Annotated in this window: 13 protein-coding genes; 2 read left to right on the top strand and 11 right to left on the bottom strand. The window is 70.5% G+C overall.

Annotated elements, in window-relative coordinates:
* Nucleotides 1-3: 3 nt before the first annotated feature.
* The 11 genes from PV396_RS23090 to PV396_RS23040 form a co-directional block, all read right to left on the bottom strand.
* Entirely contained in the window at nucleotides 4-1,026 is a 1,023-nt protein-coding gene (locus tag PV396_RS23090; protein WP_319207468.1) for an ADP-ribosylglycohydrolase family protein, read from the bottom strand.
* On the bottom strand, nucleotides 1,023-1,814 hold the full coding sequence (locus PV396_RS23085) for an NUDIX hydrolase (protein WP_319207466.1): 792 nt from the start codon (nucleotides 1,812-1,814) through the stop codon (nucleotides 1,023-1,025). The genes PV396_RS23090 and PV396_RS23085 overlap by 4 nt, the downstream gene beginning before the upstream one ends.
* Before the next feature lie 281 nt (nucleotides 1,815-2,095).
* Nucleotides 2,096-3,310 (bottom strand): pseudouridine synthase, encoded by a 1,215-nt coding sequence (locus PV396_RS23080; protein ID WP_319207464.1) that lies wholly within the window; start codon nucleotides 3,308-3,310, stop codon nucleotides 2,096-2,098.
* Nucleotides 3,310-3,972, bottom strand: a complete 663-nt coding sequence (scpB, locus tag PV396_RS23075) for an SMC-Scp complex subunit ScpB (protein ID WP_319207463.1) — start codon at nucleotides 3,970-3,972, stop codon at nucleotides 3,310-3,312. Before scpB ends, PV396_RS23080 begins: the two co-directional genes overlap by 1 nt.
* Complete coding sequence (locus tag PV396_RS23070) at nucleotides 3,969-5,006, bottom strand: segregation and condensation protein A (protein WP_319207461.1); 1,038 nt, start codon at nucleotides 5,004-5,006, stop codon at nucleotides 3,969-3,971. Before PV396_RS23070 ends, scpB begins: the two co-directional genes overlap by 4 nt.
* A gap of 18 nt (nucleotides 5,007-5,024) precedes the next feature.
* A complete protein-coding gene (locus PV396_RS23065) occupies nucleotides 5,025-5,615 on the bottom strand; it encodes a hypothetical protein (protein WP_319207460.1) in 591 nt (196 codons plus the stop codon).
* Nucleotides 5,600-6,736 (bottom strand): ParA family protein, encoded by a 1,137-nt coding sequence (locus PV396_RS23060; protein WP_319207458.1) that lies wholly within the window; start codon nucleotides 6,734-6,736, stop codon nucleotides 5,600-5,602. The genes PV396_RS23065 and PV396_RS23060 overlap by 16 nt, the downstream gene beginning before the upstream one ends.
* 447 nt (nucleotides 6,737-7,183) lie before the next feature.
* Nucleotides 7,184-8,299 (bottom strand): alanine dehydrogenase, encoded by a 1,116-nt coding sequence (gene ald, locus PV396_RS23055; RefSeq protein WP_319208391.1) that lies wholly within the window; start codon nucleotides 8,297-8,299, stop codon nucleotides 7,184-7,186.
* 142 nt (nucleotides 8,300-8,441) lie between these two features.
* Complete coding sequence (locus PV396_RS23050; protein WP_319207456.1) at nucleotides 8,442-10,550, bottom strand: tetratricopeptide repeat protein; 2,109 nt, start codon at nucleotides 10,548-10,550, stop codon at nucleotides 8,442-8,444.
* A 181-nt stretch (nucleotides 10,551-10,731) separates the two neighbouring features.
* Entirely contained in the window at nucleotides 10,732-11,361 is a 630-nt protein-coding gene (locus PV396_RS23045; RefSeq protein WP_319207453.1) for an NUDIX hydrolase, read from the bottom strand.
* A 136-nt stretch (nucleotides 11,362-11,497) separates the two neighbouring features.
* Nucleotides 11,498-13,165 carry a CTP synthase gene (locus PV396_RS23040; RefSeq protein WP_319208389.1) on the bottom strand — a complete coding sequence of 556 codons (1,668 nt, stop codon included), beginning with the start codon at nucleotides 13,163-13,165 and terminating at the stop codon, nucleotides 11,498-11,500.
* Between the two features lie 530 nt (nucleotides 13,166-13,695).
* Here PV396_RS23040 and PV396_RS23035 point away from each other — a divergent pair.
* On the top strand, nucleotides 13,696-15,498 hold the full coding sequence (locus tag PV396_RS23035) for a glycoside hydrolase family 15 protein (RefSeq protein ID WP_319208388.1): 1,803 nt from the start codon (nucleotides 13,696-13,698) through the stop codon (nucleotides 15,496-15,498).
* 171 nt (nucleotides 15,499-15,669) lie between these two features.
* A complete protein-coding gene (locus PV396_RS23030; RefSeq protein WP_319207452.1) occupies nucleotides 15,670-17,052 on the top strand; it encodes an FAD-binding oxidoreductase in 1,383 nt (460 codons plus the stop codon).
* Nucleotides 17,053-17,101 lie beyond the last annotated feature (49 nt).

The following is a 17,101-nucleotide window of genomic DNA, read 5'->3' as shown; positions in this document are numbered from 1 at the left end:
CCGTCAAGCGTCCCAGAGCGCTCCCAGCGTCTGCAGGTCACCCCCGTACTCGATGCGGTCCGCCCAGGGCGTCGGCCAGGCGTCGGTGCCGTGGTGGGCGCCCGCGAAGGCTCCGGTGAGGCAGGCGATCGAGTCCGAGTCGCCCGAGGTGCAGGCGGCGCGGCGCAGGGCCGTGAGGGGCTCGCCGGGGAAGAGCAGGAAGCACAGCAGGCCGGTGGCGAGAGCCTCTTCGGCGGTCCAGCCGGCGCCGGTGGCGAGACAGGGGTCGTCCTCGGGAGAGGCGGTGCGGACGGCGAGCTGGAGCCGGTCCAGAATCGCCAGGCACTCGTCCCAGCCGCGGGCGATGAAGTGCTCGGGGCTCGGGTCGTGGCTGTGCGTCCACAGGTCGCCGAGCCACCGGTGGTAGTAGTGGCTGCGGCTCTCCTGCGCGTACGTACGCAGCAGGTCGACCAGCCCGGCCGGGTCGGCACCCTGGGCGAGCAGCCGTACGGCGTGTGCGGTGAGGTCGGACGCGGCCAGGGCCGTCGGGTGGCCGTGGGTGAACGCCGCCTGCAACTGGGCGGCGCCCGCGCGCTGTTCGTCGCTCAGCCCCGGGGCCAGGCCCACGGGCGCCACGCGCATGTTGGCGCCGCAGCCCTTGGAGCCGATCTGGCTGGCCTCCTGCCAGGGCAGCCGTTGTTTCTTGAGCAGGTTGCAGGCGACGAGGCAGGTGTGACCGGGCGCCCGGTTGTTGTCCGGTGACTGGAACCAGTTCACGAACTCCTCGCGCACCGGCCCTTCCATCCCGAGCGGGGCGAGCAGACCCCGGTCCATCGCCGCACGCAGCCCGTGGGCGAGCGCCAGGGTCATCTGGGTGTCGTCGGTGACGATCGCGGGCGTGGGCAGTTGCATCTGCCGCCAGGGGCCGTGGGTGGCGAGGATCGACGGGATGTCCTTGAACTCGGTCGGGAAGCCCAGGGCGTCGCCGAGCGCGAGCCCGATCAACGCTCCGCTGGCGGCGCGCTTCCTGACGGTCGTGGTGGTCATGCGGGGCGTCCTTCCGGTGACGGTGTCGACGGAGAAGAAGGGGTTGGGGAGGGCGGGGACGAGGTGGGCGCCATCGACGTGGTCGGGCGCAGCAGTGGGGGGTGCAGGGTGGCCGCGGTGCCGGCGCGGTACAGCGCGGCGGGTTTGCCCCGGCCGCCGGTGAGGCGGGCGGCTCCCGGTACCGCTTCGACGAAGCCCGGGGTGGCGAGCACCTTGCGGCGGAAGTTGGGCGGGTCGAGCGGGGTGCCCCACACGGTCTCGTAGACCTGCCGCAGCTCGCCGAGGGTGAACTCGGGCGGGCAGAAGGCGGTCCCGATGCAGGAGTACTCCAGCTTGGCGCCGACCCGGTCGTGGGCGTCGGCCAGGATGCGGTCGTGGTCGAAGGCGAGCGGCCCGACCGCGTTGTACCGCAGCCACTGGGCCTGCGCCGCGTCCCCGCCGGAGTGCGGTTCGGGCGCGTGGGGAAGCAGCGCGGCGAAGGCGACGGACACGACCCGCATTCTCGGGTCGCGGTCGGGTTCGCTGTAGGTGCGCAGCTGCTCCAGGTGCAGCCCGGACACGTCCGACAGGCCGGTCTCCTCGGCGAGTTCACGCCGGGCCGCCCTCTCGGCGGACTCGTCGGGCAGGACGAAGCCTCCGGGCAGTGCCCAGCGGCCGGCGTACGGCTCGTGACCGCGCTCGACGAGGAGCACGTGCAGGGCGCCCGCCCGGATGGTGAGCACCGCCAGATCGACGGTGACGGCGAAGGGCTCGAAGGCGTACTTGTCGTATCCCACAGGTGCGGTCATACCGCCCACCCCCTCACGATCGCCTTTATGGTCACCATGACCAATAGTCATACCGACTATAAAGAGCGCGGGCAGCCCGCACAAGCCTTCTTGACGACTCCCATACGCCAAAAGCCCCTCAGCGGTCCCTCAGGCGCCCAGGAAGGGTCGCGGGACCCGGGATGACCCACAGGGCGCCCGATCCCCTACAGCGCGCTTCGGCGCCCCTTGGCCGGGCCCTGGCAGACAAAGACGGCCGGCCCCGGAAAGCTCCGGGGCCGGCCGTCAGCGCTCAAGGCGCCCTAAAGGTCGACTTCCTTCATCAGCATGCCGACCTCGGTGTTGGACAGCCGGCGCAGCCAGCCCGACTTCTGGTCGCCCAGGGTGATCGGGCCGAAGGCGACGCGCACCAGCTTGTCGACCGGGAAGCCGGCCTCCGCGAGCATGCGGCGCACGATGTGCTTGCGGCCCTCGTGGAGGGTGACCTCCACGAGGTAGTTCTTGCCGGTCTGCTCGACGACCCGGAAGTGGTCCGCACGCGCGTACCCGTCCTCCAGCTGGATGCCGTCCTTGAGCTGCTTGCCCAGGTCGCGCGGGATCGGGCCCACGATGTGCGCGAGGTAGACCTTCTTCACGCCGTACTTGGGGTGGGTCAGCCGGTGCGCCAGCTCACCGTGGTTGGTGAGCAGGATGACGCCCTCGGTCTCGGTGTCGAGCCGTCCGACGTGGAAGAGCCGCGTCTCGCGGTTCGTCACGTAGTCGCCGAGGCACTGCCGGCCCTCGTTGTCCTCCATCGTGGAGACGACACCCGCGGGCTTGTTCAGCGAGAAGAACTGGTACGACTGCGTGGCCACCGTCAGCCCGTCGACCTTGATCTCGTCGCGCTCGGGGTCGACACGCTGCCCCTGCTCCACCACGATCTCGCCGTTGACCTCGACGCGCGACTGCTCGATCAGCTCCTCGCAGGCCCGCCGGGAACCGTAGCCCGCGCGCGCGAGGATCTTCTGCAGCCGCTCGCCCTCCTGCTCGGCGCCCGGGAAGGTCTTGGGCAGCTTGACGTCCTTCTTGTCGGCGTAGCGCTCCCGGTTGCGCTCCTCGGCCCGCGCGTCGTACTCGCGAGAGGTCGCCGGGACCCAGCGCCCCCGTCCGGTGCTGGTCTGGCCCTGCTTGGGCGTGCCCTTCGCACCGCCGCGCGCGGAGGCGCCGCGCCCGGACTTCGGACCGTCCGGGCTCGCGCCCGGCCCCACGTCGTAGCGGCGCTCCTCGGGACGCGGCTTGCTGGGACGACCCTGGGCCTGGCCCTGCCCCTGGCTCTGGCCCTGACCACGACCCGGAGCCTGACCACGCCCCTGGCCCTGACCCTGACCGCGTCCCTGCCCCTGACCGCGCGCCTGGCCCTGACCGCGTCCCTGGCCCTGACCCTGGCCCCGCCTGTCGCCCCCGCCGCCGGCGCCGCGAGAGTTACCGCGTCCGCCACCACTCTTGCCGCCACCGCTACCGCTACCGCTGCTTCGCATCAAAATTCCGTCTGTTCGTCTGCGTCGTCTGCACCCGGAGCATCGGGAGCGTCCGGATCGAACGACGGAACACCTTCCTGCGTCTCGGCCTCGATCGCGTCCGCCTCCGGGAGGAAGGGTGCGAGCTCCGGGAGTTCGTCCAGGCCTCGCAGGCCCATCCGCTCCAGGAAGTAGTTCGTCGTCGTGTACAGGATCGCACCTGTTTCGGGTTCCGTGCCCGCCTCCTGGACCAGACCGCGCTGCAACAGGGTCCGCATGACCCCGTCACAGTTGACTCCGCGTACGGCCGAGACACGGCTGCGGCTGACCGGCTGCCGGTAGGCGACGACCGCGAGCGTCTCCAGTGCGGCCTGGGTGAGCCGGGCCTGCTGCCCGTCCAGTACGAAGCCCTCGACAGCCGCCGCGTACTCGGGCCGTGAGTAGAAACGCCAGCCGCCGGCGATGAGCCGCAGCTCGAAGCCGCGCCCCTGGACGGTGTACTCGTCGGCCAGCGCGCGCAGGGCGTCCGCGATCTGCCGCCGGGGCCGCTGGAGGATCTTCGCGAGGTGTTCCTCGGTCGCGGGTTCGTCCACGACCATGAGGACGGCCTCCAGGGCAGGCCCGAGATCGAGCTCGGCGACGGTCCGCAGCCCGGCCGGCACCTCGTTGGTCTCCTCGCTCACGCCTTCTTCTCCTCCTTCGCCGGCTCCGGCGGCCGGTCGAACTCGTCGGTGACCGTCGGCTCCCGGTCGCCCTCCCCGCCCGTCCAGCGCACCACCAGCTCCCCGAGCGCGGTCTCCTGGTCGAGGGCGACGGCCTTCTCCCGGTACAGCTCCAGCAGGGCCAGGAAGCGCGCCACGACGGTCAGGGTGTCCTCGATGTCCTCGACGAGGTCCTGGAAGGTGGCCTCGCCCAGTTCCCGCAGCCGCGCGACGACGATCCGGGCCTGTTCCTGCACGCTCACCAGGGGCGCGTGGATGTGGTCGACGTACACCTGCGGCTTCGGCCTGGGCTGCATCGCCTTCACGGCGAGCTTCGCGAAGCCCTCCGCCCCGATGCTGATGACGACCTCGGGCAGCAGTTCGGCGTGGTGCGGCTCGAGTCCGACGGTACGGGGATAGCGGCGGGCCTCGTCGTCGAGGCGGCGGGTGAAGATGTCGGCGACCTGCTTGTACGCGCGGTACTGGAGCAGCCGCGCGAACAGCAGGTCGCGCGCCTCCAGCAGGGCCAGGTCGGCCTCGTCCTCGACTTCGGCGGCGGGCAGCAGCCGCGCGGCCTTCAGGTCCAGCAGGGTTGCCGCGACGACCAGGAACTCGGTCGTCTGGTCGAGATCCCAGTCCGGCCCCATCGCCCTGATGTGGGCCATGAACTCGTCGGTCACCTTGGACAGGGCGACCTCGGTGACGTCGAGCTTGTGCTTGGAGATCAGCTGGAGGAGGAGATCGAAGGGCCCCTCGAAGTTGGCGAGCCGGACCTTGAAGACCCCGTCATCGACTTCGGGGTCCTGTGGCGGAACCGGGGGCTCCGGTACCTCGGGTGCTACCGGGACTCCGGGTACTCGCGCCGCCGCGTCCTCGGCCACCGCCTCTTCGACCACCGCGTCCCCGGCCACCGGCTCCTCGACCGGAACCGGCGGCACGCCTCCCGGCCCCCGCCCCAGCACACGCCGACGACCGGCGGAACCGGGGCCGGGAGCAGGGGCGTCGTTCGAGGTCATGGCCCAGGCAGGCTACCGCTAGCGGCCACGCAGCCGTCGTACGAGGATGCTCGCGTCCCCACGGGACTCGAGATCGGCGAGCACCACCGCGACCGCCTCGCGCACGATCCGCCCGCGGTCGACCGCGAGACCGTGCTCGCCCCGCAGCACCAGACGCGCGTGCTCCAGGTCCATCAGCTCCTCGGCGGAGACGTACACCGTGATCTTCTCGTCGTGCCGCTCACGGCCGCTGGGCCGCCGGTTGGGGGCCCGTCCGCGCTTCCGGGACGCCGACACCGACTGCGGCGACGGCCCCGGCTGCCCGGAGGCAGAACCTTCCTGCTCGCCCTGGCGCCGGACCGGGCGCTCCGCGACGGCTCCCCGGCTGCGCGACTCCCCGGCGGGGTCGACGCCGGCGGCGACATGCTCGTCACCGTCGCCGTCGCCACCCTGGACGGGCACCGAGTGCGGCGCGTCCTCCGAGGCGGCGGCTCCGTCACTCTCGCCGGCGGGACCCGGCACCCGGGCCTCGCCGTTGGTCTGGCGCCTGGGGGTGGACGACTGGAGCGCCATGCCCCCCGTGGTACGGAACAGCTCGTCGGCCCCCGGCAGACTCACTCGGCGTGACACCGGGCGAGCACCTCCCTGGCGAGCTGGCGGTAGGCGGCGGCACCGACGGAGTTCGAGGCGTACGTGGTGATCGGCTCACCGGCGACCGTGGTCTCCGGGAAGCGGACCGTGCGTCCGATGACCGTGTGGTAGACGTGGTCGTCGAAGGCCTCGACGACACGTGCGAGCACCTCACGGCTGTGCACCGTGCGCGAGTCGTACATCGTGGCGAGGATGCCGTCGAGCTCCAGATCCGGGTTCAGCCGCTCCTGGACCTTCTCGATGGTCTCCGTCAGCAGCGCGACACCCCGCAGTGCGAAGAACTCGCACTCCAGGGGCACTATCACCTTGTGAGCCGCCGTCAGGGCGTTCACGGTGAGCAGGCCGAGCGAGGGCTGGCAGTCGATCACGACGTAGTCGTAGTCGGCCAGGAGCGGCTTCAGGGCGCGCTGGAGCGTCGACTCGCGCGCGACCTCCGACACCAGCTGCACCTCGGCCGCCGACAGGTCGATGTTGCTCGGCAGCAGGTCCATGTTCGGGACCGCGGTCTTCAACAGGACCTCGTCCGCGGACATCCCCCGCTCCATGAGCAGGTTGTAGACCGTCAGGTCGAGTTCCATCGGGTTCACACCGAGGCCCACGGACAGGGCACCCTGCGGGTCGAAGTCGACCAGCAGGACCCGGCGCCCGTACTCCGCGAGCGCGGCACCCAGGTTGATGGTCGACGTGGTCTTGCCGACGCCGCCCTTCTGGTTGCACATCGCGATGATCGTCGCGGGGCCGTGACTGGTCAGCGGACCCGGGATCGGGAAGTAGGGCAGCGGGCGTCCGGTGGGACCGATACGCTCGCGGCGCTGACGGGCCGCGTCGGGCGCGAGCGTGGCCGCGTACTCCGGATCGGGCTCGTACTCGGCGTCGGGGTCGTAGAAGTGCCCGTCGGGCAGTTCGTCGTAGTCGGCGAAGTGGTTGTGGACCCCGCCACTACCGTCGCCGGCCATGGCGTTCACGTGATGGCCATCCATGCTCATGTGTGCTGGCTGAGTCACCACCGGCATCTGGTGACCCTGATGGGCTGCGAAGGTGCGGACCGCGACGGAGCCGACAGCCGCGAGCCCCGTGGGGCCCGATCCCCGCGCCGGCATTCCTGGTTGACCACCCCCGGGAGTAAATGTCGACTCATTCACAAGTCGTCTTACCTCCTTGGTGACCAGGAAACTTCTCGATAGGTCAGCGTGGCACCATGCCGACGGTTGGCGACTCTATGGCGTGTCGACCGTTCGCAGCAACACAATCCGCCGGACCCGGCTCGATGTGTCGACAATGAAACATCCCGCTGTCAAGGGCGTACGGCCGTCGCACGGCAGGGTTCACCGGTGTGCGAATCGGTTGAAGCGTTATGTTCGAGGCGAGTTGAACGAGTGTCGCAAAGTGACCATACACACATCCGGCCGGACCTTGTCGGGCAAGGTCCGGCGGGGTGCGGGGCGTTGACGACCCCTGTTGACGTATCGCCTTTTACCCACTGATGACTTGGTCTTTTTGTCGACCGGGAGCACCGGCTGGGCGGCCGGGAACGGCTGCTGACAACGTCAGCCGAGCAGCGATTCCAACTCGGCGTGCTCCAGCCCGTGCGCCTCTGCGACCTCTCGGTAGACGACCTTGCCGTCATGGGCGTTGAGGCCCTTGGCCAGCGCGGGATCGCGGCGCAGCGCGTCCACCCAGCCGCGGTCGGCGAGTTCCACGATGTACGGCAGAGTGGCGTTGGTGAGCGCGTAGGTCGAGGTGTTCGGGACCGCGCCGGGCATGTTGGCGACGCAGTAGAAGACCGATCCGTGGACCGGGAAAGTCGGTTCGGCGTGGGTCGTGGGGCGCGAGTCCTCGAAGCAGCCGCCCTGGTCGATCGCGATGTCGACGAGAACGCTTCCGGGCTTCATCCGAGACACCAGTTCGTTGGTGACCAGCTTGGGGGCCTTGGCGCCGGGGATGAGCACCGCGCCGATGACGAGGTCGGCGTCCAGGACGGCCTTCTCCAGCTCGAAGGAGTTGGACATGATCGCCCGGACCTTGGTGCCGAAGACCTTGTCGGCCTCGCGCAGCTTGTTGATGTCGCGGTCGAGCAACGTGACGTGGAAGCCCATGCCGACGGCGATCTGCGTGGCGTTCCAGCCGGAGACGCCGCCGCCGATGACGACGGCCCGCGCGGGCTGCGTGCCGGGCACGCCGCCGGGGAGCACACCACGTCCGCCGACCGAGCGCATCAGGTGGTAGGCGCCGACCTGCGGGGCCAGCCGGCCGGCGACCTCCGACATCGGGGCGAGCAGCGGCAGGGCGCGCCCGGGCAGCTCGACGGTCTCGTAGGCGATCGCCGTGGTGCCGGACGCGACGAGCGCGTCGGTGCACTCCTTGGAGGCGGCCAGGTGCAGGTAGGTGAAGAGCGTCTGGTCCTTGCGGAGGCGGTGGTACTCCTCGGCGATGGGCTCTTTGACCTTCAGCAGCAGGTCGGCGGTGGCCCACACCTCGTCGGCCGTCGCCAGGATGCTCGCCCCGGCGGCCACGAACTCCTCGTCCGTGATCGAGGAGCCGACACCGGCGTTCCGCTCGATGACGACCTGGTGGCCGTGGCGCACCAGCTCGTGCACGCCGGCGGGGGTGATGGCCACGCGGAACTCGTTGTTCTTGACCTCGCGGGGGATGCCGACCTTCACGTCGATCACGGTCCTTGGCTCAGAGGATGTGGGGCATAGCACTGCATACCCGGACGTGCGGGGGCACACCAGGAGACCGCAGAGGAAGGCGCGGTAGAGCCAGTCTAATGAAGGTGTTCTCGGTGTCTAGCCTTTCAATGCATCAATCTTCGACTGATGCACTACGGATTTCGTAGGTGTTGGCTTCGTGCTCCAGGTCAGAGTCGTCCTCGGCGGGCTCCGGCAGGTCCTCCTGCCCGTCCTCCCGGGGGTCCGGCCCGTCGCCCAGCAGCCGCTCCGCCGCGCTCCGGTGCAGCCGTGCCGCCGCCGGATCGCCGAGGTGCTCCATCGTGTCGGCCAGCCGCAGCTGAAGCGCTGCCTGCAGCCGTACGTCGTCGGCGCGGCGGGCCCACTCCACCGCCTCCTGGCAGGTGCGCAGCGACTCCTCGGGCCGCCCTGCGTACTCCTGGACCCGCGCCAGCTCGCTCAACGCCCGCGCGTGCGCGGCCACATCACCGTTCTTGCGGTAACCGGCCACCGCGGCACGCCAGTTGCGCAGCGCCTCGCCGTAGCGGCCCGCGTAGGTGTGCGCGGTGGCGATACGGCCGTACAGCCGGGCGGCGTCCTCGCGCTCGTCGCGCGCCAGGCGCTGGGCGAGGGCCCGCCCGTACCAGTCGGCGGCGCGGTCGTAGTCCCCGAGCTCCTGGTGTGCGCCACCTACGGATTCCATCGCGCGCCCGGTCGCATACGGGTCGTTCGCCTCGCGTCCGGCGTCCAGCGCGGCCCGGTAGCGGGCCAGCGCGTCGTTCGTACGGCCGGTCTGCGCGTCCAGGTCGGCGAGGTTCAGCAGGGCGGCGGCCCGTTCGCGGGGCAGTTCGCGGCGTTCGGCGACGTCGAGGACGAGACGGTGGACGCCGTAGAGGTCGGGGGCGGCGGCCTGGGTGCCGATGTGCGCGACCATGGCCTTGACCAGGGCGGACATCAGCCGGCGGGCCAGCGTGTCCAGCTCGCCGTCGGCCACGGCCAGCCGGGCCGCCGCGAGCAGGGCGGGCCGGCGGATCTCCAGCCAGTCCGCCGCCGCCCTCGGGCTGGGGAAGCGCAGCGAGCCGGGGGTGCCGAGGAGCTTCTCGCGGGCCAGCGGGCTGTCGGTCTCGGTGATGGCCCGGCAGGACACCAGCAGCCGTACCGTCCGCTCCAGCATCCGGGCCCGGGCCAGCTGAAGCTCGGCCGGGCGGTCCTGGGACTCGGCCAGGGGGCGCAGGAGGGGCAGCAGGCAGCCGGGGACCTCGTACTGCGGCAGCGGTGAGTCGACGGCCGTCAGGAGACTCAGGGCGACGAGGTCGTCCAGGGTGGCGCGGGCGTCCCCGACGGAGCAGCCGGCCAGCGCGGAGGCCGTCTGGAGGTCGACGAGGCCGCCGGGGGCCAGGACGAGCAGTCGCAGTATCCGGGCGGCCGGGACCGGCAGCGAGGCGTACACCAGGCGGAAGACGCGGCCCAGGGCGGTGCCCTCGTCGCTCTCGGCGTGCAGCTGCTTTGCAAGGTCGGAGACGGCCGACTTGGGCCGTGCCGCGAGCCAGCCGCCGGCCAGCATCAGCGCGGCGGGCTGCCCCTGGCACACCTCGGCGAGGGCCTCGGCGGAGCGGGGGTCCACGGTGATGCGCACCGACCCGGTGAAGCGCTCGAGCAGTTCCACGGCCGACTTGGTGTCGAGGCCGCCCAGGGTGCACGGGCGGACGTCGGAGATCCCGGTCAGCGGGCCCCCGGAGACGGCGACGGCCAGACAGTCGGGGTTGTCCGGCAGCAGCGCGTCGACCTGCTCGGCGTCGGCCGCGTCGTCGAGCAGAAGCAGCATCCGCCGGTCGGCCAGCGCGTCGCGCAGCGCCTCGGACAGCTCGTCCTCGTCGGCGCCGGGCGGGGTGCGCAGCGCCAGGGCGGTCAGCAGTTCGCGGGCGGTGCGTTCGGTCGGCACGCGCGTACCGTCGGGTTCGGCGAGCCGGGCGCGCAGCACACCGTCCGGGTAACTGTCCGCGACCTGCCGGACCAGTTCCTCGGCGAGCGCGGTGCGGCCCGAGCCGGGCCTGCCGGCGATGAGCAGCACGCGCGCGCGGGGCGCCTTCCGGCCCGCGAGAGTGTCGAGTCCGGCGCGCTCGATGTCGGCGCGCAGTTCCTTCAACTCTCTTGTACGGCCCAGGAACTGACTGTCCGTAGGAGCGGGCGAGCGATCGTTTCCGGACAGCTTCGTACCGTCTGGGTCCACCGCCTGATCCGTCACGGGGCACACTCCCGTCCACCTGCGCGCGCAATCCCGCCGGGACTCCGGTTCGGGCGTTTCCAGAGCCTAGTTCACGCTCTGCAACGATCTGTGCGGAGCACGGCGGACGGATCGCCCGATCGGATCAGCCGATGGTCACACCGGACGCGGCAGACGGCCCCGGAAGGCCGGAGGGCGCGCCTCAGGCGTCGAAGGGCCGGGCCGGCCACGGCGCCTCGGCCGGGCGCAGTGCCTCCAGCCCGTCGCCCTGCTCGGCCGCCACCAGCGAAAGGACGCCCACGACAAGGCAGTTGCTGTGCACCTCACCGGCGAGAACACCCCGGACCAGTTCGCCGACGGGTACGCGCGCGTACTCCATGTCGGCCTCCTCGTCCTCGACCTCGAAGCGCTCCCCCACGACCTCGGACAGATTCCGGGCCAGGAAGATCCGTACGGCCTCGTCGCAGCCGCCCGCCGTGGGATAGACGTCGGCCAGGACCCGCCAGTCCTCGGCTTTGACGTGCGCCTCCTCGTACAGCTCGCGCTGGGCGGCGTGCAGCGGATTCTCGCCAGGTACGTCCAACAGACCGGCCGGGATCTCCCAGAGCCGCTGGCGGACGGGGTGACGGTACTGACGGATCAGCAGGACCCGCCCTTCGTCGTCGAGGGCGACGACGCCCACGGAGCCGGGGTGTACCTGGTAGTCGCGGCCCACGACCGAGCCGTCGGGCATGACCACCTCGTCGGTGCGCACGGAGGTCTTGTTGCCCACGAAGGGGGTCTCCGAGGCCCGGATCTCCCACTCCTCCGGAGTGTCCTTGATGGTGGTCATGTCGACTTGTCCTCCCGCATCCCACATCCCGCCCGTACACACGAAACCGGCACAGCCACCAGCACAAGGACCGGCACACGAAACCGGGGCACGCACCCCAAAAGGCGCGCACCCCGGTCACCGTACAGCCCTGGCGCTACTTGCCCGACTTGCGCTGTACGGCGGCCTTGACGAGGCCGGCGAAGAGCGGGTGGGGGCGGGTGGGCCGGGAACGCAGCTCCGGGTGGGCCTGGGTGGCCACCAGGTAGGGGTGGATCTCCCGCGGGTACTCGACGTACTCCACGAGCTTGCCGTCCGGGGAGGTGCCGGAGAACTGCAGACCGGCCTTCTTCTCCAGCTCGGCCCGGTAGCCGTTGTTGACCTCGTAGCGGTGCCGGTGGCGCTCCTCGACGTACTCCTTGCCGTCGTACACCTCGCGCACGATGGAGCCCTCGGCGAGCTTGGCCGGATACATGCCCAGGCGCATCGTGCCGCCCATGTCGCCGTCGCCCGCGACGATGTCGAGCTGCTCGGCCATCGTCGAGATGACCGGGTGGGCGGTCGCGGCGTCGAACTCCGTGGAGTTGGCGTCCTCGATGCCGGCCAGGTTGCGGGCGGCCTCGATGACGATGCACTGCAGGCCCAGGCACAGCCCCAGCAGCGGGATCTTGTGCTCGCGGGCGTACTGGATCGCGCCGACCTTGCCCGACACGCCCCGGTCGCCGAAGCCGCCGGGGATGCAGATCGCGTCCACGTCCTCCAGCTGCTTCTTCGCCCCCGCGGGGGTTTTGCAGTCGTCCGAGGTGACCCACTTGATCTTCACGCGCGCGTGGTTCGCGAATCCGCCGGCACGCAGCGCCTCGGTGACCGAGAGATAGGCGTCGGGCAGGTCGATGTACTTGCCGACCAGCGCCAGGTTGATCTCGTGGGCGGGGTTGTGGACGCGGTTCAGCAGGTCGTCCCACGTCGTCCAGTCCACGTCCCGGAACGGCAGGTCCAGCTTGCGGACGACATAGGCGTCCAGGCCCTCGCGGTGCACGGTCTTGGGGATGTCGTAGATCGAGCGGGCGTCCGGACAGGCGACCACCGCGGCCTCGTCGACGTCGCACATCAGGGAGATCTTGCGCTTGATCGCGACGGGCACCTCGCGGTCGCAGCGCAGCACGATCGCGTCCGGCTGGATACCGATGTTCCGCAGCGCCGCCACGCTGTGCTGGGTCGGCTTGGTCTTCAGCTCGCCGGACGGGCCGATGTAGGGCAGCAGCGAGATGTGGACGACGAAGACGTTGTCGCGGCCGACCTCGTGGCGGACCTGACGCACTGTCTCCAGGAAGGGCAGCGACTCGATGTCGCCGACCGTGCCGCCGACCTCGGTGATGACGACGTCGACCTCGTCGGTGGCCATCCGGCGGATGCGGTGCTTGATCTCGTTGGTGATGTGCGGGATGACCTGGACGGTGTCGCCCAGGTACTCGCCGCGCCGCTCCTTCGCGATCACCGTCGAGTACACCTGGCCGGTGGTGACGTTGGCCGAGCCGTCGAGGTCGCGGTCGAGGAAACGCTCGTAGTGGCCGATGTCCAGGTCGGTCTCGGCGCCGTCGTGCGTGACGAACACCTCACCGTGCTGGAAGGGGTTCATCGTGCCCGGGTCGACGTTGAGGTAGGGGTCGAGCTTCTGCATGACGACCCGCAGGCCGCGCGCCTTGAGAAGCATGCCGAGGCTGGAGGCCGTCAGCCCCTTGCCGAGCGAGGAGGCGACACCCCCGGTGACGAAGATGTGCTTGGTCGTCGTGGCGTTGCTGTTTCGAAAAGCAGCGGGTGTCATGGCCAAGGCGGGGCTCCCGTGGTCGCGGTCTGGAGTGCGGTACGGCCGCCCGGCCCGGAGCTTTCCGGGTTTTCAGGGGAGGATCCGTCGCTGCGGTTCGGGGGTTTCGTGCCCACCGGTCCACGGGCTACCAGGGTATCAGCGAGCCGGGGAGATGGCTCCCGGCCACGCTCCGCGCACGCGTGGGCACACATCCCGTACACGAGTCACCCACCGCCTGTCCGGCGCTCACCCGAAACAGTGTCCGCTCACTCGAGCTTCACTCGTTCAGCGGACCCAGGTTCTCCGGAGCGGCACGCGGATCATCTGAGTGCGTCGTATGCTCCTCGGACACTCGCTGCCGAGCCCGGCCGGCAACACGGCACCACCCCCGCCCGTACCCCGGAACAACGAGAGCTCGTCAGTCCGTTGAGCAAAGATTGGTGTTTGCTTCACCGCTCAACGACGCTTGAAGAACGAACCCTTTGACCGCAAGAGCGAGACCCCCTTTTTTCCATGGGGGCGACGTGGCCGTTCGACTGGAGTTGCACGTGGCCGGGCTCATCGAAGACTACGCACTCATCGGAGACATGCAGACCGCAGCGTTGGTCTGCCGGGACGGCACAGTCGACTGGCTGTGCCTGCCCCGCTTCGACTCCCATGCCGTCTTCGCGGGACTGCTCGGCACCGAGGAGCACGGCTTCTGGCGCCTCGGTCCCGCGCACGCGACGGACGCGAAACCGCCCGCGGCGGCCCGCCGCCGCTACCGCGGCGACTCGCTGATCCTCGAATCCGAGTGGGACACCCCGCGCGGCACGGTCAGAGTGACCGATTTCATGCCCCCTCGCGACGGCGCCCCCCAGCTGATCCGCATCGTGGAGGGCGTCAGCGGCCGGGTGCCGATGCGCTCGGCCCTGCGCATGCGGTTCTCGTACGGCCGTGTCGTGCCGTGGGTGCACCGGCACGAGGGCCGGACAGTCGCCGTCGCGGGCCCCGACTCGGTGTGGTTCGACACCACCGCCGAGACGTACGGCAAGTCCCTGACGACGTACTCCGACTTCACGGTGGCACCCGGTGACCGGATCGCGTTCACCATCTCCTGGGAGCCCTCGCACAAGCAGCCGCCCCCGCTGCCCGAGCCGGAGCAGTCCCTCGAGGCCACCGAGGAGTTCTGGCGGGAGTGGGTCGAGCAGTGCACGTACCACGGCCCCTACCGGGAGGCCGTCATCCGCTCGCTGATCACGCTGAAGGCGCTGACGTACGCGCCGACCGGCGGCATCGTCGCGGCCCCCACCACCTCCCTCCCGGAGGACATCGGCGGCGTACGCAACTGGGACTACCGCTACACCTGGCTGCGTGACGCGGCCATCACCCTCTCCTCCCTGCTGCGCACCGGCTACCGCGACGAGGCCCGCGCCTGGCGCGAATGGCTGCTGCGCGCGGTCGCGGGCGACCCGGAGAATCTGCAGATCATGTACGGCATCGCGGGCGAACGGGAGTTGGGCGAGGCCGAGTTGGACTGGCTGCCCGGTTACGAGAACTCGGGCCCCGTCCGGGTCGGCAACGGCGCCGCGCACCAGCTCCAGCTGGATGTGTACGGCGAGGTCACCGAGGCTCTGCACCTGGCCCATATGACGGGTCTGGCCCGCAACGACTACGCCTCCCTGCTGCAGCTGAAGCTGATCCGCTACCTCGAGCGGCACTGGGACGAGCCCGACGAGGGCATCTGGGAGGTGCGCGGCCCTCGCCGCCACTTCGTGCACTCCAAGGTCATGGCCTGGGTCGCGGTGGACCGCACGATCAAGCTCATCGAGTCCGGCGACGCGGACGGCCCGCTGGAGCAGTGGCGCGAACTGCGCGACGACATCCACCGGAACGTGTGTGAGAAGGGTTACGACAAGGAGCGCAACACCTTCACACAGTCGTACGGCTCGAAGGAGCTGGACGCCTCCCTGCTGCTGATCCCGCAGATGGGCTTTCTGCCCCCCGACGACAAGCGCGTCATCGGCACCATCGAGGCCATCCAGCGCGAACTGTCCACCTCGGACGGCTTCATCCTGCGCTACCCGACCTCGGGCGGCGAGGAGAACCTCGACGGTCTGCCGGGCGACGAGGGCGCGTTCCTCGCCTGCTCGTTCTGGATGGCGGACGACCTGGCGATGATCGGCCGGGTCGACGAGGCCCGCAAGCTCTTCGAGAAGCTCCTCGCCCTCCGCAACGACCTGGGCCTGCTCGCCGAGGAGTGGGACCCGCGTCTCAAGCGCCAGGTGGGCAACTTCCCGCAGGCCTTCAGTCACGTCCCCCTCATCGACACGGCCCTGCGCCTGACGGCTTCGGGGGCGTACGGCGGCTAGAAACCGACGCCCAGCGAACCGCGCCCCGGAAGGGGCGCGGGGCTCTGACAATTGCGGCTCCGCCGCGTGGGCGCGACCAGCCACGACGGCGCCGCAGCTCGAACCCGCGCCCTCGCAGCGGAGCACCTAGGCTGGAACGCACACCTGTCCCTGCGTCGGAAGGGGACCGCCATGGCTTCCCCCTCAACGGCGGGCGCAGCCCTCTCCGCGCTCCGCGAAGACCTCACCGGTGACGTAATCGCCCCGGGCGACCCCGGATACGACGAGGCCCGCGTCGTCTTCAACGCCATGATCGACAAACGCCCCGCGGTGATCGCGCAGTGCGCCGACGAGGCCGACGTGGCCCGTTCCGTACGTTTCGCCCGTGATCTGGACCTGAAGATCGCGGTGCGCGGCGGCGGCCACAGCGTGGCGGGTATGGGCGTGAACGACAACGGTCTGGTGATCGACCTGCGCCGGATGCACGAGGTGACCGTCTATCGGGCGGCGCAGTCGGTACGGGTCCAGGGCGGCGCCCTGATGAGCCACCTGGACCGGGCGACCCAACCGCACGGACTGGCGACCACCGGCGGCCGGGCCTCCACGACCGGCGTCGCCGGTTTCGTGCTCGGCGGTGGCAGCGGCTGGCTCGACCGGGCGCACGGACTCGCCGTCGACAACCTCATCGGCGTCGACCTGGTCACCGCCGACGGCACCGAGGTCCACGCGAGCGCCCAGCACCACCCGGAACTCTTCTGGGCCCTGCACGGCGGCGGCGGCAACTTCGGCGTCGCGACCTCGCTCACCCTGAGGCTGCACGAACTGCCCGCCTTCTCCGTCGCGCTGCTGCTCTACCTCCCGGAGTTCGGCGCCGAGGTCGTGCGCACCTACCGCGACGTGATCGAGGCCGGCCCGGTCGAGGCGAGCGGCGGCGTCATCTATCTCACCGGCCCGCCCGAGGAGTTCGTCCCGCCGCAGCTGGTCGGACAGCTGCTGTGCGGCGCGCTGCTGACGTACGCGGGTACCGAGGACGACATGCGCAAGCTCGCGGAACCACTGCTCGCCCTGCCGCACGAGGTGGAGATCGTCACCGCGATCCCGTACGCCGACTTCCAGTGCATGCTCGACGACCCGCCCGGCCTGCGGAACTACTGGTCGGCGGAGTATCTGACGGGCGCGCCCGACGAGTTCGTGGACGCCTTCTGCGCCCTCGGGGACGCCGTCCCCGTGCCCACCGGCACCCAGAGCGCGCTGTTCCCGCTCGGCGGCGCCATCGCCGACGGCCCGTCCGAGTACCCGGTCCCCTACCGGGACGCCCGGTGGGCCGTGCACCCCTTCGGCCTCTGGGAGGACCCGGCGGACGACGAACGCTGCGTCCGCTGGGTCCATGACCTGCGTGCCGGTGTCCGGCCCTGGAGCACCGGCGCGGTCTATCTCAACTTCATCGGCGACGAGGGCGCGGAGCGGGTGATCGCGGGCCTGGGCGCCGAGCACACACGTCGGCTGGCGTCGGTGAAACGCCAGTACGACCCGGACAACGTGTTCCGCTTCAACCACAACATCGTTCCGTCGTAGCCGAGCCGGTCGTGCCGCTGATGCGCAGGTCGTCAGCGGTACGTAGGTG

This window comes from Streptomyces sp. ME02-8801-2C, assembly GCF_033793965.1.
In the GTDB taxonomy this organism is placed as follows: domain Bacteria; phylum Actinomycetota; class Actinomycetes; order Streptomycetales; family Streptomycetaceae; genus Streptomyces.
The sequence above is the reverse complement of the archived record's forward strand: the minus strand, read 5'-3'. Positions and strand labels throughout refer to the sequence as shown.